Here is a 26,619-nt window from a genome sequence, read left to right as displayed (position 1 = left end):
CCTGGACCGGCGGGGCCCGACCGGCGGGGCCCGACCGGCGGGGCCGGGGCCTGGACCGGCGGAGGCCGCCCCGCGCGCGGCGTCAGCGGCCGAGGATCAGCAGTAGTGCGGTGGTCAGCAGACCCGCGCCGAGGACCACCGTGATCGGTCGGGGGCCGAGCACCGCGTGCCGACGGTCGGCCAACACCCGCGCCGGCACCAGGCCGACCAGGGGCCCGAGCAGCGTCACCACCAGCGCGAGCACCGGCAGTCCGACTGCCAGGTCGCCCCCGTAGCCGACACCGAGCGCGCGGGCGCCGGCGCCCAGCCCGTACGCCAGCACACCGCCTGCCACCCCGCAGAGCGCCAGCAGCGGGTTGACCGAGCCCGGCAGCTCGCCCGGCTGCCCGGCCCGGTCGAGCAGGTCACGGGCCTTGGCGAGCAGCAGCACGGGGTCGGTGGCCCCGACGCCGTTCGCCGGCGCGGGCGGGCCGCCGAGGCGGCGGGCACCGAGGCGCGAGCGGACCTGCTGCCACAGGTGGGCCACCTCGGCGTCGACCCGTTCCTGCTGTTCACGGGCGGCGACGAGCTCCTTCTCGGCGCTCCGGAGCTGCTCGGCCGCGTCGGCGACGGCCCGCTCGGCGGCAGCGCACTGCCGCTCGTGCCAGGTGTGCGCCTCGGCGCGCTGGTCGCGCACCCGCGCGCTGAGGTCGGCCAGCCGCCGTAGCTGCGCCGCGTACGTCTCACTGGTCACCGGTTCGTTCATCGCGCGGGTCCATAGGGGATGATCACCTGTCCGGTGCGGTGGACCGCCCGGTCGAAGAAGAGCCCTCGCCAGGGGCGGGGATACCAGTCCGGGCCGCCGGTGCCCGGGTAGAGCGAGGAGCCCAGCTCGCCGCCGTGCGCGTCCAGGGCCACCCAGGCGCCGATCTGGTCCGTACGGGCGGCCGGCCCACCGAGATCGGCGCGCATCCGGGCGACGCCCCGCCACCAGGCCAGCACGTGTGTCCGGCGTTCCGGCCCGTCGTGCATGATCCGGCGCAGCTGCTCCAGGCCGGTCCGCCGACCCGCGCGGGCGGCCAGCGCGCCCGCCGCCGCGTCGACCGCGAACAGCAGCAGATAGTGCGGGCTCCCCGGGCCGCTCAGCCCGTCGGCCGTCTCGGCCATCAGCTCGCCGACGGTCTCCTCGTCGTACCAGGCGGCGTCGTCGGCCAGGTCGTCGTAGAGGGCGCGGGCGATCGGGTCGGCGTCCGGGTCGAGGCAGGCGATGGAGAACCGGGCGGTGCCCGGCGGGTGCTGGCGGGCCAGCGACCGGGCCGCGGCGTCCAGCACCGCGCACGCCTCGTCGACGCGGGTGCCGAGCACCGCGAGGTTGCGGCCCGGGGCACGCGGCAGCCGTAGCGACGCCGAGCGGGACTGCACGTCGATGATCTCGCCGAGCAGTGCCACCGGGTTGCGCGGCGCGGTCCCGTCCGGGGGTACGGCGAGCGCCCGGAAGTCCGGGGCGTCCGCCAGCCGGGGGATCGCGTCGCCGTCGAAGAGCCTTGCGGGCGCCGCGTCGGGGGCCCGCATCCGCCACAGCCGGTGCTGCAACCCGCTCCAGGTCTCCCAGTCGCTGGCCGACGGGATGCGGGCGACCTCGTTGCCCTCCACCATGCCCGACTCGGCGTTGACCACGGCGTGCCAGCGCGGCAGCGACTGGGCCGCGTCGTTGCGCTCGGCGAGGATGCGCAACGCCTTGGGTAACGCGATGCGCAGGGTGAACTGGGCGACCAGCGCGGGGCGGCCCCACAACGCCTCGATGCCCCGCACGTCCTGCGAGGCGAGGACCAGGTGGATGCCCTGTGACCGGCCACGCCGGGCCAGGTCCTCCAGCAGGTCGGCCGCCTCCCGGGCGACCACGTCCCGGCCGGCCAGCAACATCTGGAACTCGTCCACCACCGCGACGATCCGGGGCCAGTGCCCGGTCGGGTCGACCGCCCGCAGCTCGGCCAGCTTGGTCACCTCGTGCTTCTTGGCCGCGTCGGCGCGTCGGCGCAACTCCTCGGCGAGGAAGCGCAGCAGCGCCAGCCCGAACTCCCGGTCGGTGTTGACGTTGATGCCGACCAGGCGCATGTGCGGCAACCAGCTGGGGTCGCGTCGGCCCTGCGCGAACCGCGCGAAGGAGACCCCCTCCTTGAAGTCCAGCAGGTAGAACTCCAGCTCGGCGGGGGAGTAGCGGGCCGCCAGGGCGCCGATCCACGCGAAGATCAGGTTGGTCTTGCCGGTGCCGGACGGCCCGCCGATCAGCGCGTGCGGCGGATAGTCGCCAAGCGTCAACCGCACCGGCCGGCCGTGCGGACCCTCCCCGATCGGGGCGGTCAGCCCGTCGGCGGAATCCTCCCGCCACATCGTCTCGGGCGGGGGCAGCAGGTCGGTGAAGGGGGTCGGCGGTGGGCCCGCGCTCACCCGGGCGGCGACGTCCCGGCAGGTCTCGGTGACCAGCGTCGCCGGTGGCGGTGGGTCCAGCCGGACCGGCAGCCCGGCCGAGCCGCCGATCCGCGCGCCGGACAGCCCGGCCACCACCCGGGTCACCGTCGGATCCTCCGGCAACGGCACACCGTGCACCACCAGGTGTACGCCGCAGGCCGCCCCGGCCCGCACCACCCGGTCCAGTTGCCCGCGCTCGTGCCGGTTCAGCTCCTCACCACCGAGCAGGACCGCCACCCGCCACGGTTCGGGTCGTCGGCCGGTCGCCGCCGCCAGTTCGCGCAGCGACGCGTACTCGCCGGCGAGGACCGTCTCGTTGATCCGGCGGATCTGCTCCACCAGGTCGTCCAGCAGCGGGCCCAGCCCGCCCGGACCGACGAAGGTGAGCAGCCCCGCCGTGCCCAACGGGGAGAAGCCGGCCAGGCCGCCACCGAGCTGGTCCGGGTCGTACCCGATCAGTCGTACCGCCCCGGGGTCGGCGCGGCCGGCGGCCCGCAGCAGCAACGCGGACACCACCGCGTCGCAGCCGGCGCGGTCGTCTCCGGAGAGGTGGACGTGCCCGGCGTCGAGCAGCGGTACCAGCGCGGGCACCGGGTCGACGCCGTCGATCCGGACCGTGCCCACCCGCAGCGCGCCGGGCGGCTCGGCCCGGCGGGCGGGTGTCGGCGCCCACCCCGCCCAGTCGGCCCCCGCGCAGCCGGGCGCCTCCTGGCGGGCCGCGTCGGCGGCCCGCCGGGCCAACTCGGCGATCCGGGTGGAGTAGCGGGCGTCGATCTCGGCGATGCGGTGGTCCCGTTGGGCGCCCACCCGCTCCGGTACGGCGGCGGCCGCCCGCTGGACCCGGGCCAGTCGTTCCCGCCCGGCGGTCAGGTCGGCCTGGGCGGCGGACAGGCGGGCACGGGTCGCGCCCAACGCCTCGGCGAGGGTGTCCCGGACCCGGTTGGCCAACTGACCGCGCCGGTCAGCCATCGGAACCCCGACGCGTCGGCGCGTCCCGCCAGGGGCTGCCCGAGCGTGGCGGCAGCCCAGCGGGGCGTGGTGGCGACCCATCCGAGCGCGGTGGCAGCCCACCGGAGCGCTGCGCACCTGCGGTGCCCGGTCTCGGCATCACGCCGCCGGCGCGGGGAACCGCGCCCGCCGGTCGCCCGGAGCCGCCCGGTTGCCCGGCCCGCGCCGGTTGCCCCGACCCGCCTCGTTGCCCCGACCCGCCCGGTTGTCCCGTGCCCGCCGGTCCGCTGGCGCCCGCCGGGACTCGCGCGCCGCCTGCGGGCAGGTCCCGGCCGAGCCGGGCGAGCAGCAGTCCGGTCGCCACCCCGGCGGTCACCGCGGAGTCGGCGGCGTGTGGCGGCTCCCCGGAGGCACGCGGCGGCGGCATCCGGCACACCCGGGTCAGCAGCGTCTCCAGCACCGGCGGCGGCAGCCCGGGCAGCAGGTCACGGACGCGTCCGTCCAACTCGCCGCGCAGCCGCCCGAGGTCGGTGGCGCGGGGTGGGTGCCCCAGCAGCTCACCAGCCAGCTCGCGCAGCAGCGGCGGCGCCAGCGCCGCCATGCCCAGCCCGACGTCGGCCGGGGCCCGCCGCAACTCCTTGCGGAGCCGGTCCCGGTCGCCGGAGCGGACACCACCGACCACTCGGCGCAGCAACTCGTGGGAGTCGTCCACCCGCTCGTCGGGTTCGTCGTCGGTGCCCTCGCGCCCGCCGGTCAGCTCGGCTACCCGCACCGCCCACCAGCGGCGCAGTCGTGCCTGCTCGGCCGGCTCCGGCGCGGCCGCGGTGGGCCCGGACGCCGGTGGCGTGTCGTGTCGGGGAGCGCGTTGCTCGGGGCGGGGTGCCGGGGCGCCGTCGGCGCCGAGCCCGATCGCCGTCAGGTAGGCCGACAGCTGTTCCTGTGCCACCCGCAGCGCGTAGCCGGCGCTTTCGGCGTGCTCGGTGGCGGCGGACAGTTCGGGCACCCCCATCGGGTTGGCCGACTCCTGTCGTACCCAGCGCAGGCGCTCCGCGGCCAGGCCGAACTTCTCCAGCGCCTGCCCGAGCAGGGCCACCGGGAACTCCTCGGTGGCGGCACGGACCTGCCCGCCGACATCCTCGATGATGGACACGGCGGCCTACAGGGTGGAGACGTAGAGCTGCGCCTGCTCCACCGCGACGAGTGTGGCGGCGAGACACTCCTCCAGCTCCTGGCTGGCCTGGGTCAGCGACGCCTGGGCCGCCTCCACCGTCTCGTGCCCGCTGCCCTCCAACGCCCCGGCCAGGGTCTGCTGCGCCTCGGACAGTTTCTCGCCGGCGGCCTGCACGGCTGTCTGCCCGTCCCCGATCTGTTGGAGGGCGACATCGATGGCAGCCTTCAGCTCGGCGACGCTCGCCACGGCGGAACCTCCTGGGGGCGGGGAGATCTCCATTAGAGCCTATCGGCGGTTCCGAAAGAACATCCGCCCTGTCGGTGTTCCTGCCTGCCTGTCCGGAAGGCCCTCGGAAGTGCCGGGAGTCCGATCTGTGGGAGTCCCGGTGCGAGAATTTCTCAGTTGCTGGTCGGGTTCTCGCGGAGCCAGCGCGGGCCGTACACCTCGGCGCCCAGCGCCGTCACCCGCCCGCGCAACTCCCGGTCGGCGGTGACCACCAGCCGACGACGCCGCGGCGCGGCCTCCACCAGCTCGACCACCGTGTCGTCGCCGGAGCCGGCGGCGGAGACCACCCGGACGCCCTCGGTGCCCGGCACGTCCCGCGCGGCCCCCTCGACCACCAGGACCACCTCCACCGGGGCGGTCAACCGGGCCGGCAACCCGACGCTCGCCACCGGGGCGAGCGAGTCGCGCAACCGGGCCGCGGCCCCGGCACGGTCACGCCACCACCCGTTCGGGCGCGAGCCCACCACGTTGGCGCCATCCACGATCAGCAGCGGGGTCTCATCCATCCCGTCAGCCTGCCACCAACGGCCGGCCCTGACCCGACGCCACTCCCGGAATGCCAGTCCTCCGCCACCTGCGGCGTTTGTCGGGGCGCGCGCCGGGTAGCCCCTGCCGACCGTGCCGAGCCCTACTGCGGAGGACAGACATGATGGGACCCGGTGACATCGGCTCCGACCCGTGGGACGAATTCCTGGCCAGGTACTTCGGCCGGGGCGAGGGAGGGCGCCGACCGCCGCACCGGGTCGACATCACCCGACTGATGACGGCCGACGCCCGGGAGATGCTGGCCGACGCGGCCCGGCGGGCCGCGCAACGGCAGAGCAGCGATCTGGACACCGACCACCTGCTCTGGGCGGCGCTGCAACGCGAACCACTGCGTGACCTGGTACGCCGCGCCGGCGCCGACCCGGACACCCTGCTCAACGCCCTCGGCGGAAAGGGCGACGGCGCGCCGCGTGGGGAGGTGCCGCCGAACCTGTCGTTGACCCCCGCCGCCAAGCGGGCGCTGCTCGACGCCCACCAGCTGTCGCGGGCGATGGGCGCCAACTACATCGGCCCCGAGCACATCCTGATGGCGCTGCCGCTCAACCCGGAGTCGCCGGCCGGGCGCATGCTGGCCGCCGGCCGGATCCAACCCGAGTCGTTGCAGGCCGCCAACGCCGAGCGCGGGCCGATGACCGGGCCGAAGCCGGACCGCGGCACCCCCACCCTGGACCAGTACGGGCAGGACCTCACCGACCTGGCGCGGATGGACCAGATCGATCCGGTGGTCGGACGCGCCGACGAGATCGAGCAGGCCATCGAGATCCTCTCCCGGCGTACCAAGAACAACCCGGTGCTGATCGGCGAGGCCGGCGTCGGCAAGACCGCCATCGTCGAGGGGCTGGCCGAACGGATCTGCGACGGCGACGTGCCGCAGACCCTGCTCGGCAAGCGGGTCGTCCAGCTCGATCTGGCCGGCCTGGTCGCCGGCACCCGCTACCGGGGCGACTTCGAGGAGCGGCTGAAGAAGGTGATCGACGAGATCCGGGCGCACCGGGACGAGCTGATCATCTTCATGGACGAGATCCACACCCTGGTCGGGGCCGGTGGCGCCGGCAGCGAGGGCGGGATGGACGCGTCCAACATGCTCAAGCCCGCCCTCGCCCGGGGCGAGCTGCGGGTGATCGGCGCGACGACGCTGGACGAGTACCGCAAGAGCATCGAGAAGGACGCCGCCCTGGCCCGGCGCTTCCAGCCGGTGCTGGTGCCCGAGCCCAGCGTCGACGACACCATCGCCATCCTGCGTGGGCTGCGCGACAGGTACGAGGCCCACCACCAGGTGCGCTTCTCCGACGAGGCGTTGGTCTCGGCCGCCGAGCTGTCCGACCGGTACGTCACCGACCGGTTCCTGCCGGACAAGGCGATCGACCTCATCGACCAGGCCGGCGCCCGGGTGCGGTTGCGGACCCGCACCCCCGCGTCCGACGTGCGGGAGCTGGAGCAGGAACTCGACGACGTACGCCGGGACAAGGAACAGGCCGTCACCGACGAGCAGTACGAGCGGGCCTCCGCGCTGCGTGACCGGATCGCCGAGCTGGAGGAGAACATCCGACGCGCGAACGGCGAGGACGGCTCGTCCGGCTCCCACGTGCCCGAGGTGGGCCCCAAGGAGATCGCCGAGGTGGTCTCCCGGGCCACCGGCATCCCGGTCAGCCAGCTGACCGAGGAGGAACGGGACCGGCTGCTGCGCCTGGAGGGTCACCTGCACCAGAAGGTGGTCGGTCAGGACGACGCGGTGACCGCGGTCGCCGAGGCCGTCCGTCGCTCCCGGGCCGGGTTGGCCGACCCGGAACGGCCGATGGGCAGCTTCCTGTTCCTCGGCCCGACCGGTGTCGGCAAGACCGAGTTGGCGCGGGCCCTGGCCGAGGCGTTGTTCGGCGAGGCGGACCGGATGGTCCGGGTGGACATGAGCGAGTTCCAGGAGCGGCACACGGTCAGCCGGCTGGTCGGCGCGCCGCCCGGATACGTCGGCTACGAGGAGGCCGGTCAGCTCACCGAGGCGGTGCGTCGCCGCCCGTACGCGGTGGTGCTGCTCGACGAGATCGAGAAGGCCCACCCGGACGTGTTCAACATCCTGCTCCAGGTGCTCGACGACGGGCGGCTCACCGACAGCCAGGGCCGCACGGTGAACTTCAAGAACACCGTACTGATCATGACGAGCAACCTCGGCTCCGAGCTGATCACCGGCGCGCAGCGCTCGGTCGGCTTCGGCAGCGGGGACGTGGGCAGCGAGCAGGAGAGCAACGAGCTGCGGGAGCGGCTCATGCGCCGCCTGCAGGAGAACTTCCGCCCGGAGTTCCTCAACCGCATCGACGAGGTCATCATCTTCCGCCGGCTGGAGGCCGAGCAGTTGCGCGACATCACCGCGCTGCTGCTGGAGGAGACCCGCCGCCGCATGCACGCCCAGGACCTCCAGGTGGAGTTCACCACCGCCGGCATCGACTGGCTCGCCGAGCACGGCTACCAGCCGGAGTTCGGCGCCCGCCCGCTGCGCCGGGTGATCCAGCGGGAGGTGGACAACCACCTGTCCCGGATGCTGCTGGAGTCGGCGATCTCGCCGGGGCAGAAGGTCACGGTGGACGTCCGCGACGGCGCGCTCACCTTCGACGTGACCGCGGGCGAGCGGGGGTACACCGCCGCCACGACCACCCACCCGCGATGAGCGGGTCGGCGCGCAGGGACGAACACGAGGACCCGCACGAGCGCGCGGAGCCGGCGAAGACCCGGGATGAGGACGACCATCCCGACCCGATCCTGGCGCCGCCCACCGCCAATCCCCGCCGGACGCGGGTGCCCGCGGAGGGCCTGCATCCGAAGACCGACCAGGACGACCCGGAGACGTCCGGGCCACCGCCCGGAGAGGAGACCTGATGGTACGCGAAGCGCGGCTCGACCCCGAGGTGGAAGTGCTCTGGGAGGACTTCCACGCCGAGGTCAACGTCCCGTCGGAGCAGCTGCGCACCTGGCTGCTGACCCGGGGTTCGGGGGAGGAGTCGTTCAGCCCGAACCCGAACCTCGACCTGCCCCAGCCGGGCCGGGAGATCCTCAAGGTCCTCAACAAGCGCAAGGTGGACCTCACCCCGGAGGACATCGAGGTGATGCGGGAGGCGGTCGAGCGGATCCGCGAGCTGATGGACGCCAAGCCGCCGCGCGGCAACGCCGACGACACCTGGCGGCACTCCCTGCTGGACCTGGGTCACGACCCGCTCGTCGAACTCTGAGCGAACGCACGACGGTGCCGTCCCCGGGCAGGGACGGCACCGTTCGACGTCCTACTGGCCCTGGTCGGACTCCAGGCTGCCGATGGTCAGGCCGGTCGCGTCGGCGGCCGCGTCCCGGTCGGCGCGGGTCTGGTTCTCCCGGGTCAGCAGGTTGGCGTACTCGGTGACGTCGGCCGGGTCGGGCACCGCCGGTAGGCGGCGCAGGAACGCCTCCACCTCGCGGGTGGCGGCGGTGTGTGCGGCAGCCGCCTGGCGCAGCAGTTCGCGGTCGTCGGCGGGCGGGTAGAGGTCGGTCATGTCCGCCAGATACCCGGCCCACGGCGGTTCGCACCGCCAACGGCCGGGAATACCCGCCGCTCAACCCGGTCGGACCCCGGTGGGTTGCCGGACGCCGAACCCCGGGTTGCGGGGCAGCCAGGCCAGGTACGCCGGATGTGGCGCCAACGAGTCGACGTACGCCGCCTTGGCCGTCTCCAGCACCAACTGCGCGCCCTGGGCGGCGGGGGAGTCCGGATGCCAGCCGAGCAGGAGCCGCCACCGCAGCGGCGTCCCGGCGACCTGACGGGTGACCAGACCGCTCACCGGGCGGAACGTCGCCTGGCACAGGGCCACCGCCACGCCGGCTTCCACCAGGTCGACACAGCCGCGGATGTCGGTCTCGTACACCTTGCGGGGGGTGAAGCCGGCGCGGGCGCAGGCGGCGGCGAAGCAGTCGCCGAAGCAGCCGTCGCCGGGCGCGGCCACCCACTGCTCGTGGCGCAAATCCGCCAGGCGCACCTCGTCGCGCCCGGCGAGTGGGTGGGTCGCCGGCAGCAGCACCAGCACCGGGTCGACGGCCACCTCCTGCCAGCTCAACCCGAACCCGGCCGACGGGCTGGCGTCGCCGCACACCCCGGCCAGCGCGAAGTCCAGTCGACCGCCGGCCACCAACTGCGCCAACTCGTCCACCGACCAGGACGCGTACGTGGTGATCTGGGCGGGCGGCTGCTCGGCCGCCAACCGGTGCACCAGCCGACCCAGGATCGGGCTGTTCACCCCGCCGAACCGGTAGCACGGCGGGGTGTCGCCCGCCCCGGCCAGCCGGGCGGCCTCGTCCTGCAGCCCCTTCATCGCCGGCAGCAGCACCCGGGCGCGGGCCAGCACCAGCTCACCGAGCGCGGTGGGCCGGGCACCGCGCCGGTCCCGGTCGAACAGCGGGCCGCCCAGCGTCCGCTCGATGCGTTGGAGCTGGGCGGTGAGCGCCGGCTGGGCCAGGCCGAGCGCCGACGCCGCCTTCGTCACACTTCCCGTCTCCGCGATCGCGCAGACCACCCGCAGGTGACGCAGCTCCAGGTTCATAGGGTGACGGTAGGACTACGCGTCTGTTGGCGGAATAGCCCGAGTGGATCGGTGATAATGAATGCACTGCCGGCTGTCGCCGGTCACGGACCGGGCGGCGGCTCCGGCAGGTCCGCCAGGTACGTCGGCCGCCGCGTCACCGCGTCGAGGACCTTGTCCACCACCCCGACCGCCGGCTCCACGATCCGGTTCCACGGAGGAGTGCCCGGCGTGCCCGGGTGCGGCCGGGTCGGCGCGGCCTCCTCGGCGATCTCCAGCCGGTTGCCGAGCCGGATCAGCTCCTCCTCGGTCGCGACCGCGCGCAGCTCGGTGACCAGCCCGCCCACCCCGTCGACATGTCGGCGGACCCGCTCGGTGACGTCGGTCAGCGCCTCGTCACTGAGGCCCTTCAGGGCGCTCAGCAGGGCCGCGTCGGCGCTGATCTCCGCGTCCACCCGTTCGGTGGCCGTCGGCAGCGCCGCGCGTACCGCCGGCAGCAGGTACTGCTCCTCGGCGGACAGGTGCCGCGACAGCGCTGCGGTGAGCACCGCCAGCCCCTCCTGCGGCGTGGCGTCCGGGCCGGAGAGCTGGTCCAGCAGCGCCAGCAGTTGCCGGTGCTCCCGGTCCACGATGTCGGCGACGCTGCGGCCGGCGGGCCGGTAGCCCTCCTCGGGGGCGGGCGCGGGCGGCAGCGGCGGCAGGGGAACTGTGGACATGGTGCCCTCCTCAGACTGGCGGGCGGAAGCTCCGGCAGGGACGTACGGTCGTGGGCGGCGGTACCCGAACGCGGCCACGGCGAAACCGACCCGTCGATGCGTCCACCCGCGCCTGCCTGTCGACCAGCCCGGGCTGGTATGAAGAGGCGATGACGAGCGATGCGGCCTCCGCCCGAACCGACCCCACCGCAGAGGTCGTGGACCTCTGCCGCGACCTGCTGCGCATCGACACCACCAACACGGGCGACAACGACACGAGCGTCGGCGAGCGCCGCGCGGCCGAGTACGTGGCGGAGAAGCTCGCCGAGGTGGGCGTGGAGTCCGTCCTGCACGAGTCCGCGCCGGGCCGGGCGAACGTGGTGGCCCGCATCCCGGGCACCGACCCGAGCCGGGGCGCCCTGCTGGTGCACGGCCACCTGGACGTGGTGCCCGCCGACGCCGACGAGTGGTCGGTGGGCCCGTTCTCCGGCGAACTGCGCGACGGCTACCTCTGGGGCCGGGGCGCGATCGACATGAAGGACTTCGACGCGATGGTGCTCGCCGTGGTGCGGCACTGGCAGCGCACCGGCGTACGACCCCCGCGCGACATCGTGCTCGCGTACACCGCCGACGAGGAGGCGGGCAGCGACTACGGCGCGCGCTTCCTGGTGGACAACCACCGTGGTCTCTTCGACGGCTGCACCGAGGCGATCGGTGAGGTCGGCGGCTTCTCCTACTCGGTCAACGACAACCAGCGGCTCTACCTCATCGAGACCGCCGAGAAGGGCATCGACTGGCTGCGGTTGCACGCCAAGGGCCGCCCCGGGCACGGCTCGATGATGCACGACGACAACGCCGTCACCGCGCTCGCCGAGGCGGTCGCCCGGATCGGCCGGCACCGCTTCCCGGTGGTGGTCACCGACACCGTGCGGGCCTTCCTGACCGAGGTCTCCGACCTGCTCGGCATCGAACTGGACCCGGACGACCCGGAGACGGCCATCGCCAAGCTCGGCCCCATCGCCAACATCATCGGCGCGACCATCCGCAACACCGCCAACCCGACCCGGTTGAGCGCCGGCTACAAGGACAACGTCATCCCCGGCCGGGCCACCGCCACCATCGACTGCCGCAGCCTGCCCGGCCAGTCCGAGCTGCTGGAGCGGCAGCTGCGCGAGCTGGTCGGCCCGGACATCGCGATCGAGTACGTCCAGCGGCAGCCGGCGCTGGAGACCACCTTCGACGGTGACCTGGTCGAGGCCATGTCGGCGGCCCTGCGCGCGGAGGACCCGGGGGCGCGGCCCGTTCCGTACATGCTCTCCGGGGGCACCGACGCCAAGGCGTTCTCGCAGCTCGGCATCCGCTGCTTCGGGTTCGCCCCGCTGCGGCTGCCCGCCGACCTGAACTTCTCGGCGTTGTTCCACGGCATCGACGAGCGCGTTCCGGTGGACGGACTACAGTTCGGCGTGCGGGTTCTCGACCGGTTCCTCCGCACCTGCTAGCCGTGTCCGGCCGTGGCCGTCGGCGCGCAACCTCCCCATCGTGAAGGGACTGCCCCACATGACCGACCAGCATGGTGAGCTGGACGCTGCTCTCGAGCGGGTGATCGAAGCGGCCCGCCACCACCTGGCTGCCGTACGCGCCGCCCAGGGCCGCGTCGACGACGACGACGTCTGGCAGGCGTACGTGGCGTTGAACAACGCCTCCTTCGCGTACGACGAGCGGCTGCTCGACGCCTTCGGCGAGGTGACGCCGTGGGATGTCGACTCGATCGACCCGGACGAGGCCGACGAGCGTTTCGGCGGCGGCGAGGGAGCCGAGGCCAGCGACCCGCACCCCCGGGTGATCTCGGTGCGTCAGCGTCGTGACTACCGGGTGCCGAGCGTGTCCGCGTTGCTGCGGGTGGCCGAGGCGGCCCGCCGCGAGGGCACCCCGGAGGACGACGAGCCGGCGCCGGTGGAGGGCGTCGGTGAGGCGGTGCTGGAGCTGCTGCAGAGCGGTGACGGCTCGCTCGGCGCGTTGGACGTCCCCGAGTTGGAACCACTCGACGGGGTGGTCATGGTCAGCGAGGTCGGCACCCCTGTCGACCTGGAGTCGTTCGACGACGACGACGCGGTCGGCCCGTTCCAGCCGGCGGCCGACGACCGGCTGGTCGGCCGGCTCGACGAGCACCCGTTCCTGGAGCTCGACGACGACCACGACCACGCCGGGCACCAGCACTAGGCCCAGGCCGGGTGCCGCCCGGGGCCGACTCCGGCCCCGGGCGGCGTCACCCGCGCGTCAGTACGACAGACCCGGCTGCGGCTGGTTGACCCGTCGACGGCGCAGCACCACCTGGCGCGTGCCGTCCCGGTACAACCGCACCCGGGCCAACTCCCATCCGGAGAACTCCGCCTGGATCGCCAACTGCGCCGCGGCGGTCAACCGGTCGACGTTCGGCGGCAGCCGCAGTGGCGCGTACTCGTAGTCCATGCCCTCCATGCTGCCCAGCCCAGCACCCGTTCGCCACCCCCTCCAGGGTGACCAACAACGCCCCCGCCCCGCCGCGCCCCCCGTGCCCCTCGTGCCCCCCGTGCCCCCCGTGCCCCCGTCGCCCCCCGCGCTTCGGTCGCCGACATGAGTGGAACGCCCCCTATGTCGCCACAGCAAGTGCAAGATCGCGCAAGAGGGCCGGCCTCCACCCCGTCGATCATGGAGTTGTGGTGCCTGGTTTGGGCGCATTACGGTGGATTTGTTGCCCACCACAACTCCATGATCGACGAGGCGGTGCGGCTGGGCAGGGCGTCAGTCGGTGGGGACGTTCGCCGTCAGCAGGGCGGTGAGGGCCGGCGCGGCCAGCGCGACCGCCCGGGTGCTGCCCGGGTCGACCGCGAGCCCCCAGGATGGGTCCGGCCAGTCCTCGAACAGTTCGGCACAGGGCAGCGCGACGAATGGCACCCCCTCCCCGGCGAACGCGGTGAGCGCACCGGGCGAGGTGAAGACCGGCAGCAGCGGCGCGCCGGTCGCGTCGCCGACCACCGCCCACGGGAAGGCGGCATCGGGCACCGGTTCCCCGGAGAGGGGGACGCACACCGGGGCGCCGGCCAACGCTGCCAGGTAGCCGGGCAGGTCACGCCTGTCGACGGCCGCGGCGAGCACCGCCACCACCGCAGGCTCCGCCACCACCGCAGGCTCCGCCACCACCGCAGGCTCCGCCACCTCGGCAGGCGCCCGTCCAGGCCGCACAGCCGATGGCACCGCCGGTCCAGGTCGGGGAGTCGGCGCCGCCGGTCCAGGTCGGGGAATCGATGCCGCCGGTCCAGGTCGGGGAATCGGTGCCGCCGGTGCGGGTCGGGCAGCCGGTGGTTCAGGTCGGGCACTCGGCGCGGCCGGTTCAGGTCGGGCGGCGGGTGGCACCGCCCGGCAGGAGAGCGCGCCGGGCTCGTCGGTCAACACCTCGGCGGCGGTACGGGTCACGAACGCGCTGAGCCGCTCCACCTGCTCCGGGGTGCGCGGTGCCTCGTACCACCAGCCCTCGTCGCCGGTCGGACGGTGCCAGCCGAGCGCGGCCAGGCGTGCCTCGTCGTGGCCGGGGCAGACCACCCGCACCACCTGGCGGCGCACCAGCAGCCGGATCCCGCGCGGGCCGGCGGTGAGCTCCAGGTCGGTGTCCCGGTCGCAGCGGGCGACGGTGTCCCGCAGCCGAGCGGTGATCTCCGGCCAGGTCGGCGACGGCGACGTCACGCCGGTGCGCCCGGCAGGCGGTCGTCCAGCCTCCCGAGCCGGGCCACGGTCTCCTCCAGCCGGCCCAGCGCCGAGAAGTCGCCCGGCGTGCCGAACAGGTCGCCGAGCCCCGCGCCGAGCGCGACGTCCAACCCCTCGGTGTGCTCGTCGACGTGGCCGGAGGCGACCTCGCGAGCCCGCCGGTACGCGTCGAGCACCAACTCGGCCACCCCCTCGGTGCCGGTGCGCAGGGCGGCGGGCGCGAGGGTGAGGCCGGTCAGCGCGCCGGTGGCGTCGACGGTCGCCGAGACCAGCCCGCTCTCGTCGGTCGCGGTGCCGGACAACTCGGCCAGGTCGTCGCGGAGGCCCGCGAACCGGCGCTCGATGTCGGCGATCCGCCCGGCGAGCGCGTCGAACGCCGACGTCGGGTCCGTCATGAGATTCCTCCCCGTGGATCGTGCGACCGGGTGGTGCCCGGCGGCCGGGAGATCGTATCGTCGGTGCGCTCGACTCATGGGGGGAGGAACGGCATGCCACCGGATATCGATGTCGACGTGCAGGCGGTCCGTCGACTGGAGACAGCCGCCAAGCAGGTCGCCAGCTCGCTCGCCGCGCTGGAGGGGCAGATCGTGTCGGCCGGCGACGTACCGTCGGACGCCTTCGGTCACCTGCCGTTCGCCAGCGACATGCTCCGCGACAAGTACGCCGAGCAGGTCACCGGCGGCAAGGAGCTGTTCGCTGCCGCGAACGCCGCGTTCGGCCGGGTCGCCACGGCGTTGGCCGACACGGCCGAGGCGTACGAGAACAACGAACGGGACCTCGACGCCGGGTTCAAGGCCATCCAGTCGGGGTTGCCCGGATGAGCGGGCCGGCCGGCAGCGCCGTCCAACTGTGGAACGGCCTGGACAGCGCGCTCTCCGGGGTGGAGGACGCCGTCAACAGCGTCTGCCGGACCCTGGCCTGGCCACTCATCCAGCTCGTCGACATGGTGGACGGCGAGCCCGCCGTGCTCCGCGCGAAGGCCGCCGAGTGGGACGCGCTGGCCGCGCAGGTGCGTGACCTGGCGCAGGGGCACCGCGGCGTCCGCGAGTCCGCGCAGGCCGGGTGGCGTTCACCCTCCGGGGTGGCGTACGGGCAGCGGCTGGCCGAGGTCGAACAGCAGATGCTCGACGTGGCCGAGCAGTTCGCCGCGACCGCCGAGTATCTGCGGGGTGTCGCTGACGGCCTGCAGACCGTGCACGACGTGCTCGTCGACCTCTGCGTCGAATTCGTGAACTTCCTGCTGGTCACGCTGGTGACGGCGTTGCTGATGGCACCGTTCACCGCCGGGGCGTCCTGGGTGGCCGGCATGGGCGTCGCCGTGACCAGGGGCCTGATCGTGCTCACCCGGATGTTGAAGGTCATCCGGCCGCTGGCGACGCATCTGCAGAAGGTCATCCGCCTGCTCCAGCGGGTCATGCTGTATCTGCGCAAGCTGCGTACGCACCTCGACAAGCTTGTGGCGATGCAGAAGAAGCTGCGCACCGGCCAGAAGTACGCCGACAAGCGGCACGCCGCCGGCAAGGCCGACAAGTGGTTCCACAAGGTTCTCGACCCCTCGAAGGGCACCTACAAGCTGGGCAAGTCCGGTTCCCCGTTCGACATGGGCGCCCTGGACCGGGCCGCCGCGCTGCGGGCCCATGGCGTCGCCGACGGCGCCCGGGTGATCGCCCGGGACTGGGCGACGAACCTGCCGTGGAATGTGCCGAACTCGGTAGTGCACGGCGTCACCTGGGGGACCGTCGCGTTGACCAGCGGGCTCTCCGTTCCCGGCAGCGACCAGGTCGACAAGGCGGTGCAGGGCGGGGCGGACTGGATCGACCAGAATGTCTTCGGGCAACCGCCGGCGGGTCAGCCGGCGGGCCGTTAGGGAGGAACGCGAGATGGCAGGCGAGCGAGGCCGGCTCGGTCGGTTCACCGACGCGGTGCTCGGCGGCGCGCGGGCCGCCCGGGACAAGGCCCGTGAGCTGCGCGACGAACTCCGCACCAGCGACGAACCCGAACGTGCTCTCGTCGCGCCACTGCTGCCCGGGCAGGAGCTGCGCTATGTGGGGCTCGGCCCGGTCCGCGTCCCGCAGACCCACAAGGCCGGTCGGCAGCTCTCCGATGTGATGGCCGACGAGTTTGTCGACTCGCTCGACCCGAAGGTGCTGTTCGGGTTGCTCAACATCGTCAACCCGGTGGTCTGGGTGGACGCGGTGCTGACGCCGGTGCGGCTGGCCGCGGGCGTGCTGCTGCTGCCCGGCAAGGCCGGCGCCCTCGCCGCCGGTGTGCCGGAGGCGGCCGAACCGGAGCCGGCCCCACCACAGCAGCGGGTGCAGCGGGATCCCATCCCGCTCACCGAGGAGCAGGAGGCGTTCCGCGCCTTGTTCCGGCTCAGCCTGTACCGCCCGCTGGCCGAGCAGCTCGCCGAGATCGCCTACCGTCGCCGGTTCGTCTTCAGCGGCGACCTCGCCACCCTCGCCGGCAGCCTGCTGCTCTTCCTGGAGCGTTACAACGGCACCCCGCTGGCGGTGACCGACACCCACCTGCACCTGCTGCGGATGGGCCCCCGCCCGGACGCCGACCGGCCCGACCGGCGGCAACCGCGGGTGTTGTGGAGTGTGCGACGCGACCGGGTGGCCCGGGTCGACTCGGAGCGTGGCGCGACCGGGCTCGTGCAGCTGACGTCCACGATCGTCTTCGACGACGGCTCGTGGATCCGGCTCACCCAGCCTGCGCTCCGCGACGACCAGTCGCGCTTCCTGACCGCGATCCACGACCTCCCTGGGCAGCGCCCGCAGCCGTGACCGGCGCGCGGGGCCGGCCGTGACCCGGCCGGCCGGTCAGCCGTCGCGTTCGGGGTAGCCGACCGGCACCGCGGAGACGTCGTCCAGCGCGGTGGTGATCTCCTCGGGAAGGGTGATCCGTTCCACCTGGAGCGCGCCGAGCAACTGACCCACCGTGCGGGCGCCGAGGATCGGCGCGGTCACGCCCGGCCGGTCCCGAATCCACGCCAAGGCCACCTCCAGCGGCGACACCCCCAGGCCGCCGGCCGCGGTCGCCACCGCCTCCACGATGCTGGAGCAGCGCGGCTCCAGGTACGTGGCGACGAACCGCTCGAAGTGCGGCGACGCGGCCCGGGAGTCGGCCGGACGGCCGTGCCGGTACTTGCCGGTGAGCACGCCCCGACCCAGCGGCGACCAGGGCAGCACGCCGAGGCCGAGCGCGTCGCACGCGGGCAGCACCTCCCGCTCCACGCCCCGCTCCAGCAGCGAGTACTCCACCTGGGACGCGACCACGGGCGCCCGCCCCGGCCAGGCGGTCTGCCAGGCGGCGGCCCGCGCGGTCTGCCAGCCGGAGAAGTTCGACACCCCGACGTAGCGGACCTTGCCGCTGGCCACCGCGTGGTCCAGGGCGGCCAGGGTCTCCTCCAGCGGGGTGTCCGGGTCGTACCCGTGCACCTGGAACAGGTCGACATGATCGGTGCCGAGCCGGCGCAGCGACGCGTCCAACGTCCGCAGCAGGTGCCCCCGGGAGCCGTCCCGGCGTCGGCCACTGCCGGGGCGCAACCCGGCCTTGGTGGCGATCAGCAGATCCTCGCGGGGAACGAGAGAGCCCAGCAGCGAGCCGATCACCGACTCGGCGTCGCCGTCGCCGTACACGTCGGCGGTGTCGATCAGGTTGCCGCCCGCGTCCAGGTAACTCTTCAGCTGAGCGGCCGCATCATCGGCGTCGGTGTCCCGGCCCCAGGTCATGGTGCCGAGCGCGAGCCGGGAAACCGCCAGCCCGCTTCGGCCGAGCGGTCGCTGTTGCATGGGTGAACCTTATTTCGAACCTGCCGCCACGGATATCCTCGCTCCCGTATCTCTGCCGGTTCTGCCGGTTCCGCCGCCCAGAGCTGCCCCGATGGAGGGGGGACCAAAGGTGTCGAGCCGGTGATCGAGTCCGTTATCGGCATTGCGTAACCTGGGGCGACCTGTGCCACGGATGGGGGAGGACCAGTGCGACTCGGGCTCAGTCTTGGATACCAGACGGCGTGGAGCACACCGGCCGACCACCTGGCGCTGGCTCAGGAGGCGGACCGGCTGGGCTATTCGGTGGTGTGGGCGGCGGAGGCGTACGGCTCCGACTCGCCCAGCATGCTCGCCTGGATGGCCGGGCAGACCGAACGGATCGACGTCGGCGCCGCGGTGATGCAGATTCCCGCCCGTACGCCGGCGGCCACCGCCATGACCGCCGCCACGATCGACGCGCTCTCCGGCGGCCGGTTCCGGCTCGGCCTGGGCGTCTCCGGCCCGCAGGTGTCCGAGGGCTGGCACGGCGTGCGCTTCGCCAAGCCGCTCGGCCGGACCCGCGAGTTCGTCGACATCGTCAAGCTGGCCATCGCCCGCAAGGAGGTGGCGTACGACGGCGAGCACTACACGCTGCCGCTGCCGGACGGCCCGGGCAAGGCCCTGCGGCTGGGCTTCCACCCACCCCGGGAGCACATACCGATCTACCTGGCCGCGGTCGGCCCGAAGAACCTGGAGCTGGCCGGCGAGATCGCCGACGGCTGGCTGGCCGTGTTCTACGCCCCGGAGTTCGCCGAGGAGCAGCTCGCCTCGGTGCGCGCCGGGCGGGCGAAGGTCGGCAAGGAGCTGACCGGGTTCGACGTTGTGCCGTCGGTGCCCGTGGTGATCGGCGACGACGTGGCCTCCTGCGCCGAACTCGTCCGCTGGTACGCCGCGCTCTACGTGGGCGGCATGGGCAGTCGGCAGCAGAACTTCTACAACCAGCTCGCCACTCGGATGGGCTACGGCGACGCCGCCCGCGAGGTGCAGGACCTGTACCTGGCCAAGCGGCAGCGCGACGCCGCCGCCGCCGTACCCATGGAGTTCATCGACCGCACCTCGCTGCTCGGTCCGAAGGAGCGTGTCGCCGAGCGGATGCGGGAGTACGCCGCTGCCGGCGTCACCACGCTGTCGGTGACCCTCTTCGTGGCCGACCGGGACAGCGGTGTGCAGACCCTGCGTACCGTCGCCGAGGCTCTCGATCTTTCGGGAGTCGGCGAGTGACCTGGGTCGAGGCCATCGTCCTGGGCATCGTCCAGGGACTGACCGAGTTTCTTCCGGTCAGCTCGTCGGGGCATCTGCGGATCACCTCGGCGATCTTCTTCGACCGCGACGCCGGCGCGTCGTTCACCGCGGTCACCCAGCTCGGCACCGAAGCGGCCGTGTTGATCTACTTCGCCAAGGACATCTGGCGGATCACCCGAACCTGGCTGGTGGGCATCCGGGACACGTCGGTCCGCTCCAGCCTCGACTACCGGATGGGCTGGTACGTGATCGTCGGCTCGATCCCGATCGGGCTGTTCGGTTTCGTGTTCAAGGACCAGATCAAGACGGCCGGGCGCAACCTGTGGGTGGTGGCGACCACGCTCATCGTGTTCGCGTTCGTGTTGGCGTTCGCCGAGTACTGGGGGCGGCAGACCCGCACTCTGGAGAACTTCCGGATGAAGGACGGCATCGTGATGGGCTTCGCCCAGGCGATGGCGCTGGTCCCCGGGGTGTCCCGCTCCGGCGGCACGCTCACCGCCGGCCTGCTGCTTAACCTGACCCGGGAGGCGGCGGCACGGTACTCGTTCCTGCTGGCCATCCCGGCGGTGGTGATGTCCGGCGTGTTCAGCCTCGGGGACGTCTTCGAACCGTCCGCTCCGGGCACCTCCGTGCCCACCGTGGCCCAGACGATCGTGGCCACCCTCATCGCGTTCGGCATCGGCTACGCGGCCATCGCCTGGCTGCTGCGCTACGTCGCCCACCACACCCTGTACGTCTTCGTGCTGTACCGGGTCGCGCTGGGCACCCTGGTCCTGGCCCTGCTGCTGACCGGCACGATCGACGCCACCTGACCGATCTGCCGACGGCCCCCGGCACCGCCCGAAGGCGGAGCCGGGGGCCGCGGTCGTCATCTCGCCGCCCGCGACGGCCCGGCACGGGGACCAGGTCATAGGGTGGTCCCGTGGCGACCCTTCTGCTTCTGCGACACGGCCGAACCACGGCGAATGCCGATGGCGGCCTCGCCGGCCGCCAGCCGGTCGAGTTGGACGACACCGGCCGCACCCAGGCCACCGCGGTCGGCGAGCGGCTGCGGGCGGTGCCGTTGGCCGCCGTGGTGACCAGCCCGCTCATCCGGTGCCGGCAGACCCTGGAGTTGGCGCTCCCGCAGGCGACCCCGGTGGTCGAGGACGGGCTGATCGAGTGCGACTACGGCAGCTGGGAGGGGCAGCCGCTGAAGAAGCTCGCCAAGGAGCCGCTCTGGCCGGTCGTCCAGCAGCACCCCAGCGCGGCGGTCTTCCCGGGTGGGGAGGCGATGGCGGCGATGGCGGCGCGTGCCGTGGCGGCGGTGCGCTCCTGGGACGCCCGGGTCAGCGCCGAACACGGGCCGGAGGCGGTCTGGCTGGCGTGCAGCCACGGCGACGTGATCAAGGCCATCGTGGCGGACGCGCTCGGCGTACACCTGGATGCCTTTCAGCGGATCGTGGCCGACCCGGCGTCGGTGACGGCGATCCGGTTCACGCCGCTGCGTCCGTTTCTGGTGCGGCTCAACGACACCGGCGGCGACCTGGCGGCGCTGGTGCCGCCGCCGGCCAAGCGGCGTCGGCGCGCGAACCGCGTGGCCGACTCGGACGCGGCCGTCGGCGGCGGGGCGGGCGGGTCGCGGTGAGGCGCGTCACGACAATGCCCCCGGCCGGGGCGTCAGCGCACGCCGGAAAGGCCGCCACGCCCGGGTGTTGTCCCTGGTACGCCGGGCGCGCCGTCGCCGCGGCGATTCGCGTCGGTGGGGTGCGCGGGGCCAAGGCGGGCCGGATAGGGTCGTGGGTATGACCCACCAGGTGCACGCCTTCGAACCGCCGGAGCGGTTCGTCGCCGGGACTGTCGGGCCGCCGGGGGAGCGCACGTTCTTCCTGCAGGCCCGCGGCGGCGGCAGGCTGGTCAGCGTCGCGCTGGAGAAGGTCCAGGTGTCCCTGCTCGCCGAGAAGCTGGAGGAGCTGCTCACCGAGGCGCAGCGTCGCTTCGGGGTGGACCTGCCCGAGCTGGCGCCGGTGATCGGCGACAACGAGCCACTGGACACTCCGGTCGACGAGGAGTTCCGGGTCGGGACCCTCGGGCTGGCCTTCGACGTGGACACCGCGACCGTGGTGATCGAGGCGATCGCCGCGGGCGAGGTGGAGCCCGAGGTCGAGCTCGGCGACGAGGACGAGGACGACGAGGACGACGACGAGGACGAGGAGCCGGACGAGGACCTGGATCGACTCCGGGTCCGGCTCACCCCGCAGGCGACCCGCCAGTTCATCGAGCGGGCCCGGCGAGTGGTCAACGCGGGCCGGCCACCGTGCCCGCTCTGCGGCCAGCCGTTGGACCCCGCCGGGCACCTCTGCCCGCGGCACAACGGTTATCACCGGTGACCTCGTCCGGCCTCCAGCCTCGCCAGGACGGCGACGCCGCGCTGCGGCTGCTGCGTGACGGCGTCCTCGACCTGGAGGGTCGGCTGGTCGACGCGTCGAACACGACGCTGCGCGGCGTCCTCACCCTGGACGGGGTGACCGCCCGCTGCGTCTACAAACCGGTCCGTGGCGAGCGCCCACTCTGGGACTTCCCCGACGGCACCCTGGCCGGTCGGGAGGTCTCGGCGTACCTGGTCTCCCACGCCACCGGGTGGGGCCTCGTGCCGCCCACCGTGCTGCGCGACGGCCCGTTCGGCCCCGGCTCCTGCCAGCTGTGGATCGACGAGCCGGAGGACGCCGAACCGCTCGTCGGTTTCCTGCCCGCCGGGGAGCTGCCGCCGCGCTGGATCCCGATCGCCGCGGCCCGCGACGACGACGGCGCCGCGTACGCCCTCGCCCACGCCGACGACCCACGGCTGGCCCGGCTCGCGGTGCTCGACGCGGTGCTCAACAACGCCGACCGCAAGGGCGGTCACGTGCTCGTCGGTGCCGACGACCGGATCTATGGCGTGGACCACGGGGTGAGCTTCCACGTGGAGGACAAGCTGCGGACGGTGCTGTGGGGTTGGGCCGGTAAGCGGTTGCCTCCGGACGCCGTGGAGATGCTCGACGCGCTGGCCGGGCAGGTCGCCGGGGCGCTCGGCGCGGAGCTGGCCGACCATCTGACGATCAGCGAGGTGGCCGAGGTGGCCGCCCGGGTCGACCGGCTGCGCGAGACCGGCTGCTTCCCCCAGCCCCCGGAGGACTGGCCGGCGATGCCCTGGCCACCCATGTGAGCCGCTGTCATTTTGATCACCCGTGGGGTGCTCCGGCGGCGTCGCCTGGCTGGCTAGGCTGATCCCATGGAGTCTTGGGCGGGACACGAGGTGCCACGGCTGCCGGGCAGGGGCGAGCCGCTGGCGTTGTACGACTCGGCGCGGCAGGGTGTCCACCCGAGTGAGCCGGCCGACGCGGGCAGCATGTACGTCTGCGGCATCACGCCGTACGACGCCACCCACCTCGGCCACGCCGCCACCATGATCACGTTCGACCTGGTGCAGCGGATGTGGCGCGACGCCGGCCGCCCGGTGCGTTACGTGCAGAACGTCACCGACATCGACGATCCGCTGCTGGAGCGGGCCGCCCGCGACGGCGAGGACTGGGTGGTCCTGGCGATGCGCGAGACGGCGCTGTTCCGGGAGGACATGGAGGCGTTGCGGATCATCCCGCCGGCGCACTACGTGGGCGCGGTCGAGTCGATCCCGGACATCGCCGACAAGGTCGAGGTGCTGCTCAAGGACGGTGCCGCGTACCGGCTCGACGACGGCACCGGCGACGTCTACTTCGACATCTCCGCCACGCCCCGCTTCGGCTACGAGTCGAACCTGACCCGTGAGCAGATGCTGGAGATCTTCCCGGAGCGCGGCGGCGACCCCGACCGGGCCGGCAAGCGTGACCCACTGGACCCGCTGCTGTGGCGCGGCGCCCGCGAGGGCGAGCCGTCCTGGCCGGGCGGCGAGCTGGGCCCGGGCCGCCCCGGTTGGCACATCGAGTGCGCGGTGATCGCGCTCAACCTGCTCGGCGACCGCATCGACGTGCAGGGCGGCGGCAACGACCTGCTGTTCCCGCACCACGAGGCCTCCGCCGCGCACGCCGAGCGGCTCACCGGCCAGGCGCCGTTCGCCGAGCACTACGTCCACGCCGGGATGATCGGCCTGGACGGCGAGAAGATGTCCAAGTCCCGCGGCAACCTGGTCTTCGTGTCCCGGCTGCGCGCCGACAAGGTCGACCCGATGGCGATCCGGCTGGCGCTGATCTCCGGGCACTATCGCAGCGACCGCACGTGGACCGACGACCTGCTCACCGCCGCCTACGAGCGCCTGGACCGTTGGCGGCGGGCCGCCGCCGCGCCCGCCGGGCCGTCCGGGGCTGAGCTGCTGGCCGAGGTACGCGCACGCCTGGCGGACGACCTGGACACCCCCGGCGCCCTGGCCGCAGCCGACCGCTGGGCCGAGGCGACCCTCACCGGCGCCACGGACGACCCGGAAGCGCCCGCCCTCTTCGCGAAGACGGTGGACGCCCTCCTGGGCATCCGCCTCTAGCCCACCCCTCCCGGCGGGGGACACCCGCGTCCCGCTGCCGGGAGGGTGATCGACTCGGTCACGGAATGAACGCCACCTCGGGGAAGGACCGGCTCGGGCCGCTCAGTAGGCGGCCGCCCCGGTGCCGCAGGTGCAGGTCGAAGAACGCCAGCGGGTACGCCTGCCCGATGCGGACCGCGCGGGCGGGGTCGAGCGTGCCGACCCAACTGGCGAGGTCCTCGTCGCTCATCCCGATGACCCGTGCCAGCTGCGGTATCAGCCACTTGTTGTCGCCGTAGGACGAGTGGACCGCCTCGGCGGCCTGGACATTGAGTCGCCAGCCGCGTAGGTGCGTGAAGAACTCGGCTACGGCGGGCTCCGCGGCCCGGGTGAACTCCGCCGTCATCATCATGAACGGCCGGTACAGGTCGGCGGTGGGCATCGGCTGCGACACCATCGGGCCGTCCAGGCTCAGCCCGGCCCGGATCCGCCGGTCGGTGCCCATGGTCAGGGCCGTGGCGGTGCCGCCCTTGGACCAGCCGAACATGCCGATCCGGCCCAGGTCGAGGGCGGCGCCCAGCCCGGCTGGCAACGGCGCGTGGTCGACGTCGGGGTTGCTTCCGGCGGCGAGGTCGGTGATCTGGTCGAGGACGAACCGGACGTCGCGGGTGTAGGTCCACGGGGTGGAATCGAAGCCCTCCTCCTGGACGGTGACCCGGCCGTCGGGGAATTCGCTGGGCCCGTCGTACGTGTGGTCCACCGTGACCACCGCATAGCCGTGGCTGGCGAGTTCCTGCACCACGATGGTGGTGTCCGAACGGTGGCTGCCGGCGCCGTGCGAGTACAGCACCACAGGCAACCGCCGGCCCGAATGCCGCACCGGGGCGCCCTCGCGCCCGGCCGTCAGTGGCGCCAGCACGGCGTCGGGGTCGAACCCGGCGGAGTCCAGCAGCACGCGCATCGACGCGGGGGGCATCCACGGGGCGCGGGGGTACCGGTGCACGTTCCGGGCGGGATACCAGACGTTGACCATCAGCTCCCGGTACCGCCCCGGTCCAGCCAGCGGATCCGGCTGCGACCTGTCGACCAGGTGCAGCGGCACCGTACCCACGCGGTACGGCCCGGTCGGCGCGGGCAGGGTGAGCCGGACCGGGCCCGGATCGGCGGTGGCCGCCGTGGCCCGGCCGGCGATGCCCAGCGGCACGCCGACCCCGGTCGCCAGCGCCGCTCCGACAAGGCCGCGGCGCGTCATTCCTCGTCCACCCATCGGCTGCACGGTTCCCATTTGTCCTCCCTGGGTTTCTCGACGCCGCAACGGAGCGCTCCGGCCATCGTTATCATCGCAGTGTATACACTGAGGGTGTAGTTGTGGAGGCATCAGCGCTCTTCGATGATGAAGACATCAGCGCTCCGATGGTGGATACACCGGGCCTGCCCGTGCCTGGGTGGGACGGACCCTCCGTGCGGCACCGGATCTGGTCCGCGCACGTCGGCTGGCCGTCGGTCACTCGTCAACGGTCGGCGTCGTCTCCGCCCGTTCGACCTGCTGGATGAGTTGTTTGAGGTGGGCGATCTCGTCGCGCAGGGCCGCCTGACCGGCAGCGGTGAGGTTCACCCAGGTGCGTGGGCGCTTGCCCTCGTAGCCCTTCTTGATCTGGATCAGCTCGGCCTTCTCCAGGACGCTCAGGTGTTGCCCGAGGTTGCCTGCGGTCAGCTGCAGGGTGGTGCGCAGGAAGCCGAACTCGACCGGGCGGGCCTGGTGCGCGATGGCCAGGATGCCCAATCGGACGCGCTGGTGGACCACGTCGTCGAGGCCGTTCGTGGGATGGTCGGTCATCGCCCCGGAACCTCGGCGGTCGGCCGGAACAGGGCGAAGGCGGCACTGCCGATCAGCAGCAGCGCCGCCGGAACGAGCAGCTGCGGCAGGAAGAACCACTGCGAGGTCGAGTGGATGACCTGGCCGCCCTGCACCATCACGATCACCAGGTAGACGAGGCTGTATGCCAGCAGCGCCCAGTTGTGTTCGACCCACGCCAGCACCAGCAGCGCCAACGCGATGACCGCTATGGGACTGGCCAGCCCGTTGACGAGCCACGCTGCCGGCCCGACCTCGATCGCGGCCGGGTCGGTGGAGAAGGGATCTTCGGGAACGGGGATGAGCGGGTGGAACGTCAGCCAGATCGACACGGCCGTCATCAGAACGGCCAACGCGACGCCGACGACGACGTAGGGGCGGATCGGGGTGCCCACGCCGCGCCGTCGGGACTGTCGGACGTAGAAGCCTGCGATCGCCGCGTAGGCGAGCACCATCGCGACCGTCCAGTACCCGAGCTGCGTCGGGTTGGGCGCCATGCAGACCGTGTGCTGGGGGCGGGATCGGCAGGTGTCGAACAGATCGACGTAGGGGGCGTACCGGTAGACGGGTATCGCGATCAGAGTGATCACCGCGAAGACCAGCAGCGGAAACCAGGTGCCGCGCTGGGCGACACGGACCTGGCGTGTCAGGTCGCGCACGGCCGCCAACAGCTCGTGAGGCCCATCCGCCTGGGGAACGGATTCGTGTGTCATGAAGTTAGCTTTGCATTACAGACCTATCGGCGCAAGAGAGTCTGACCGCATCTCACGGGCCGTGCCAACTGTGACCGCGCCGCCTTCCGCGAACGCAAAACAGGCGGGATGCGGGTTCAACAGGCGGGCTGGGCACTGACTACCGAGCCGCCCTCAACCG

At 73.1% G+C, this 26,619-nt stretch carries 29 protein-coding genes; 14 read left to right on the top strand and 15 right to left on the bottom strand.

The features are described from left to right. Nucleotides 1–82: 82 nt before the first annotated feature. The 5 genes from ACLQ3B_RS25845 to ACLQ3B_RS25825 all read right to left on the bottom strand — a co-directional run bounded on the left by ACLQ3B_RS25845 (nucleotide 83) and on the right by ACLQ3B_RS25825 (nucleotide 5,358). Nucleotides 83–745 (bottom strand): hypothetical protein, encoded by a 663-nt coding sequence (locus ACLQ3B_RS25845; protein WP_425783287.1) that lies wholly within the window; start codon nucleotides 743–745, stop codon nucleotides 83–85. Next, complete coding sequence (locus ACLQ3B_RS25840; RefSeq protein WP_425783286.1) at nucleotides 742–3,417, bottom strand: FtsK/SpoIIIE domain-containing protein; 2,676 nt, start codon at nucleotides 3,415–3,417, stop codon at nucleotides 742–744. Before ACLQ3B_RS25840 ends, ACLQ3B_RS25845 begins: the two co-directional genes overlap by 4 nt. Continuing rightward, entirely contained in the window at nucleotides 3,410–4,546 is a 1,137-nt protein-coding gene (locus ACLQ3B_RS25835) for a hypothetical protein (RefSeq protein ID WP_425783285.1), read from the bottom strand. Before ACLQ3B_RS25835 ends, ACLQ3B_RS25840 begins: the two co-directional genes overlap by 8 nt. 6 nt (nucleotides 4,547–4,552) lie before the next feature. Next, entirely contained in the window at nucleotides 4,553–4,813 is a 261-nt protein-coding gene (locus ACLQ3B_RS25830) for a hypothetical protein (RefSeq protein ID WP_030332749.1), read from the bottom strand. A 152-nt stretch (nucleotides 4,814–4,965) separates the two neighbouring features. Continuing rightward, complete coding sequence (locus tag ACLQ3B_RS25825) at nucleotides 4,966–5,358, bottom strand: hypothetical protein (RefSeq protein WP_425783284.1); 393 nt, start codon at nucleotides 5,356–5,358, stop codon at nucleotides 4,966–4,968. Between the two features lie 140 nt (nucleotides 5,359–5,498). Here ACLQ3B_RS25825 and ACLQ3B_RS25820 point away from each other — a divergent pair, with 140 nt between their 5' ends. The 3 genes from ACLQ3B_RS25820 to ACLQ3B_RS25810 are packed head-to-tail and all read left to right on the top strand — an operon-like array spanning nucleotide 5,499 to nucleotide 8,616. Further along, entirely contained in the window at nucleotides 5,499–8,057 is a 2,559-nt protein-coding gene (locus ACLQ3B_RS25820) for an ATP-dependent Clp protease ATP-binding subunit (protein ID WP_425783283.1), read from the top strand. Continuing rightward, entirely contained in the window at nucleotides 8,054–8,266 is a 213-nt protein-coding gene (locus tag ACLQ3B_RS25815; RefSeq protein ID WP_425783282.1) for a hypothetical protein, read from the top strand. The genes ACLQ3B_RS25820 and ACLQ3B_RS25815 overlap by 4 nt, the downstream gene beginning before the upstream one ends. Beyond that, complete coding sequence (locus ACLQ3B_RS25810; protein ID WP_425783281.1) at nucleotides 8,266–8,616, top strand: DUF3140 domain-containing protein; 351 nt, start codon at nucleotides 8,266–8,268, stop codon at nucleotides 8,614–8,616. Before ACLQ3B_RS25815 ends, ACLQ3B_RS25810 begins: the two co-directional genes overlap by 1 nt. A 51-nt stretch (nucleotides 8,617–8,667) precedes the next feature. Here ACLQ3B_RS25810 and ACLQ3B_RS25805 read toward each other — a convergent pair whose 3' ends face one another. The 3 genes from ACLQ3B_RS25805 to ACLQ3B_RS25795 form a co-directional block, all read right to left on the bottom strand. Continuing rightward, on the bottom strand, nucleotides 8,668–8,913 hold the full coding sequence (locus ACLQ3B_RS25805; protein WP_425783280.1) for a hypothetical protein: 246 nt from the start codon (nucleotides 8,911–8,913) through the stop codon (nucleotides 8,668–8,670). Nucleotides 8,914–8,973: 60 nt separating this feature from the next. Next, nucleotides 8,974–9,954, bottom strand: coding sequence for a LysR family transcriptional regulator (locus tag ACLQ3B_RS25800; RefSeq protein ID WP_425783279.1), 981 nt, complete (start codon nucleotides 9,952–9,954; stop codon nucleotides 8,974–8,976). Between the two features lie 83 nt (nucleotides 9,955–10,037). After that, nucleotides 10,038–10,649 (bottom strand): hemerythrin domain-containing protein, encoded by a 612-nt coding sequence (locus tag ACLQ3B_RS25795; RefSeq protein ID WP_425783278.1) that lies wholly within the window; start codon nucleotides 10,647–10,649, stop codon nucleotides 10,038–10,040. 149 nt (nucleotides 10,650–10,798) lie between these two features. Here ACLQ3B_RS25795 and ACLQ3B_RS25790 point away from each other — a divergent pair, with 149 nt between their 5' ends. Then, nucleotides 10,799–12,127, top strand: coding sequence for a M20/M25/M40 family metallo-hydrolase (locus ACLQ3B_RS25790; protein WP_425783277.1), 1,329 nt, complete (start codon nucleotides 10,799–10,801; stop codon nucleotides 12,125–12,127). Between the two features lie 58 nt (nucleotides 12,128–12,185). Continuing rightward, a complete protein-coding gene (locus tag ACLQ3B_RS25785) occupies nucleotides 12,186–12,848 on the top strand; it encodes a hypothetical protein (RefSeq protein WP_124821703.1) in 663 nt (220 codons plus the stop codon). Nucleotides 12,849–12,905: 57 nt separating this feature from the next. Here ACLQ3B_RS25785 and ACLQ3B_RS25780 read toward each other — a convergent pair whose 3' ends face one another. The 3 genes from ACLQ3B_RS25780 to ACLQ3B_RS25770 all read right to left on the bottom strand — a co-directional run bounded on the left by ACLQ3B_RS25780 (nucleotide 12,906) and on the right by ACLQ3B_RS25770 (nucleotide 14,764). Beyond that, nucleotides 12,906–13,097, bottom strand: a complete 192-nt coding sequence (locus ACLQ3B_RS25780; RefSeq protein WP_013734349.1) for a DUF5703 family protein — start codon at nucleotides 13,095–13,097, stop codon at nucleotides 12,906–12,908. 312 nt (nucleotides 13,098–13,409) lie between these two features. After that, nucleotides 13,410–14,348: an SseB family protein gene (locus tag ACLQ3B_RS25775; RefSeq protein ID WP_425783276.1), complete on the bottom strand. Its 939-nt coding sequence runs from the start codon at nucleotides 14,346–14,348 to the stop codon at nucleotides 13,410–13,412. Further along, nucleotides 14,345–14,764 carry a YbaB/EbfC family nucleoid-associated protein gene (locus ACLQ3B_RS25770; RefSeq protein WP_425783275.1) on the bottom strand — a complete coding sequence of 140 codons (420 nt, stop codon included), beginning with the start codon at nucleotides 14,762–14,764 and terminating at the stop codon, nucleotides 14,345–14,347. Before ACLQ3B_RS25770 ends, ACLQ3B_RS25775 begins: the two co-directional genes overlap by 4 nt. 93 nt (nucleotides 14,765–14,857) lie before the next feature. Between ACLQ3B_RS25770 and ACLQ3B_RS25765 the strand changes: the two genes are divergently transcribed. From ACLQ3B_RS25765 to ACLQ3B_RS25755, 3 genes are read left to right on the top strand one after another with little or no spacing between them, the layout of a single operon-like run. After that, nucleotides 14,858–15,190, top strand: a complete 333-nt coding sequence (locus ACLQ3B_RS25765; protein WP_425783274.1) for a hypothetical protein — start codon at nucleotides 14,858–14,860, stop codon at nucleotides 15,188–15,190. Continuing rightward, nucleotides 15,187–16,236 carry a WXG100 family type VII secretion target gene (locus ACLQ3B_RS25760; RefSeq protein WP_425783273.1) on the top strand — a complete coding sequence of 350 codons (1,050 nt, stop codon included), beginning with the start codon at nucleotides 15,187–15,189 and terminating at the stop codon, nucleotides 16,234–16,236. Before ACLQ3B_RS25765 ends, ACLQ3B_RS25760 begins: the two co-directional genes overlap by 4 nt. A gap of 13 nt (nucleotides 16,237–16,249) precedes the next feature. Then, nucleotides 16,250–17,155 carry a hypothetical protein gene (locus ACLQ3B_RS25755; protein WP_425783272.1) on the top strand — a complete coding sequence of 302 codons (906 nt, stop codon included), beginning with the start codon at nucleotides 16,250–16,252 and terminating at the stop codon, nucleotides 17,153–17,155. Between the two features lie 36 nt (nucleotides 17,156–17,191). Here the strand turns inward: ACLQ3B_RS25755 and ACLQ3B_RS25750 are convergent, their stop codons facing one another. After that, complete coding sequence (locus tag ACLQ3B_RS25750) at nucleotides 17,192–18,163, bottom strand: aldo/keto reductase (RefSeq protein ID WP_366633781.1); 972 nt, start codon at nucleotides 18,161–18,163, stop codon at nucleotides 17,192–17,194. A 186-nt stretch (nucleotides 18,164–18,349) separates the two neighbouring features. Here ACLQ3B_RS25750 and ACLQ3B_RS25745 point away from each other — a divergent pair, with 186 nt between their 5' ends. The 6 genes from ACLQ3B_RS25745 (at nucleotide 18,350) to mshC (ending at nucleotide 23,912) form a co-directional block, all read left to right on the top strand. Then, a complete protein-coding gene (locus ACLQ3B_RS25745; RefSeq protein WP_425783271.1) occupies nucleotides 18,350–19,402 on the top strand; it encodes an LLM class F420-dependent oxidoreductase in 1,053 nt (350 codons plus the stop codon). Further along, nucleotides 19,399–20,235 carry an undecaprenyl-diphosphate phosphatase gene (locus ACLQ3B_RS25740; RefSeq protein WP_238685853.1) on the top strand — a complete coding sequence of 279 codons (837 nt, stop codon included), beginning with the start codon at nucleotides 19,399–19,401 and terminating at the stop codon, nucleotides 20,233–20,235. Before ACLQ3B_RS25745 ends, ACLQ3B_RS25740 begins: the two co-directional genes overlap by 4 nt. Nucleotides 20,236–20,345: 110 nt before the next feature. Further along, nucleotides 20,346–21,050, top strand: a complete 705-nt coding sequence (locus tag ACLQ3B_RS25735) for an MSMEG_4193 family putative phosphomutase (RefSeq protein WP_425783270.1) — start codon at nucleotides 20,346–20,348, stop codon at nucleotides 21,048–21,050. A gap of 157 nt (nucleotides 21,051–21,207) precedes the next feature. After that, nucleotides 21,208–21,792: a DUF3090 domain-containing protein gene (locus tag ACLQ3B_RS25730; protein WP_425783269.1), complete on the top strand. Its 585-nt coding sequence runs from the start codon at nucleotides 21,208–21,210 to the stop codon at nucleotides 21,790–21,792. Beyond that, nucleotides 21,789–22,607, top strand: coding sequence for an SCO1664 family protein (locus ACLQ3B_RS25725; protein ID WP_425783268.1), 819 nt, complete (start codon nucleotides 21,789–21,791; stop codon nucleotides 22,605–22,607). The genes ACLQ3B_RS25730 and ACLQ3B_RS25725 overlap by 4 nt, the downstream gene beginning before the upstream one ends. A gap of 66 nt (nucleotides 22,608–22,673) precedes the next feature. Continuing rightward, nucleotides 22,674–23,912, top strand: coding sequence for a cysteine--1-D-myo-inosityl 2-amino-2-deoxy-alpha-D-glucopyranoside ligase (gene mshC / locus ACLQ3B_RS25720; protein WP_425783267.1), 1,239 nt, complete (start codon nucleotides 22,674–22,676; stop codon nucleotides 23,910–23,912). A gap of 58 nt (nucleotides 23,913–23,970) precedes the next feature. Here mshC and ACLQ3B_RS25715 read toward each other — a convergent pair whose 3' ends face one another. From ACLQ3B_RS25715 to ACLQ3B_RS25705, 3 genes are all read right to left on the bottom strand, one after another. After that, nucleotides 23,971–25,176, bottom strand: coding sequence for an alpha/beta hydrolase family protein (locus tag ACLQ3B_RS25715; RefSeq protein ID WP_425783266.1), 1,206 nt, complete (start codon nucleotides 25,174–25,176; stop codon nucleotides 23,971–23,973). A 219-nt stretch (nucleotides 25,177–25,395) separates the two neighbouring features. Next, nucleotides 25,396–25,728: a transcriptional regulator gene (locus ACLQ3B_RS25710; protein ID WP_425783265.1), complete on the bottom strand. Its 333-nt coding sequence runs from the start codon at nucleotides 25,726–25,728 to the stop codon at nucleotides 25,396–25,398. Beyond that, nucleotides 25,725–26,459, bottom strand: a complete 735-nt coding sequence (locus tag ACLQ3B_RS25705) for a hypothetical protein (protein WP_425783264.1) — start codon at nucleotides 26,457–26,459, stop codon at nucleotides 25,725–25,727. The genes ACLQ3B_RS25710 and ACLQ3B_RS25705 overlap by 4 nt, the downstream gene beginning before the upstream one ends. Between the last annotated feature and the right edge of the window lie 160 nt (nucleotides 26,460–26,619).

The organism is Micromonospora sp. DT53, from assembly GCF_049841535.1.
Lineage (GTDB): Bacteria > Actinomycetota > Actinomycetes > Mycobacteriales > Micromonosporaceae > Micromonospora.
This window is presented reverse-complemented; position numbering and strand designations above follow the sequence as displayed.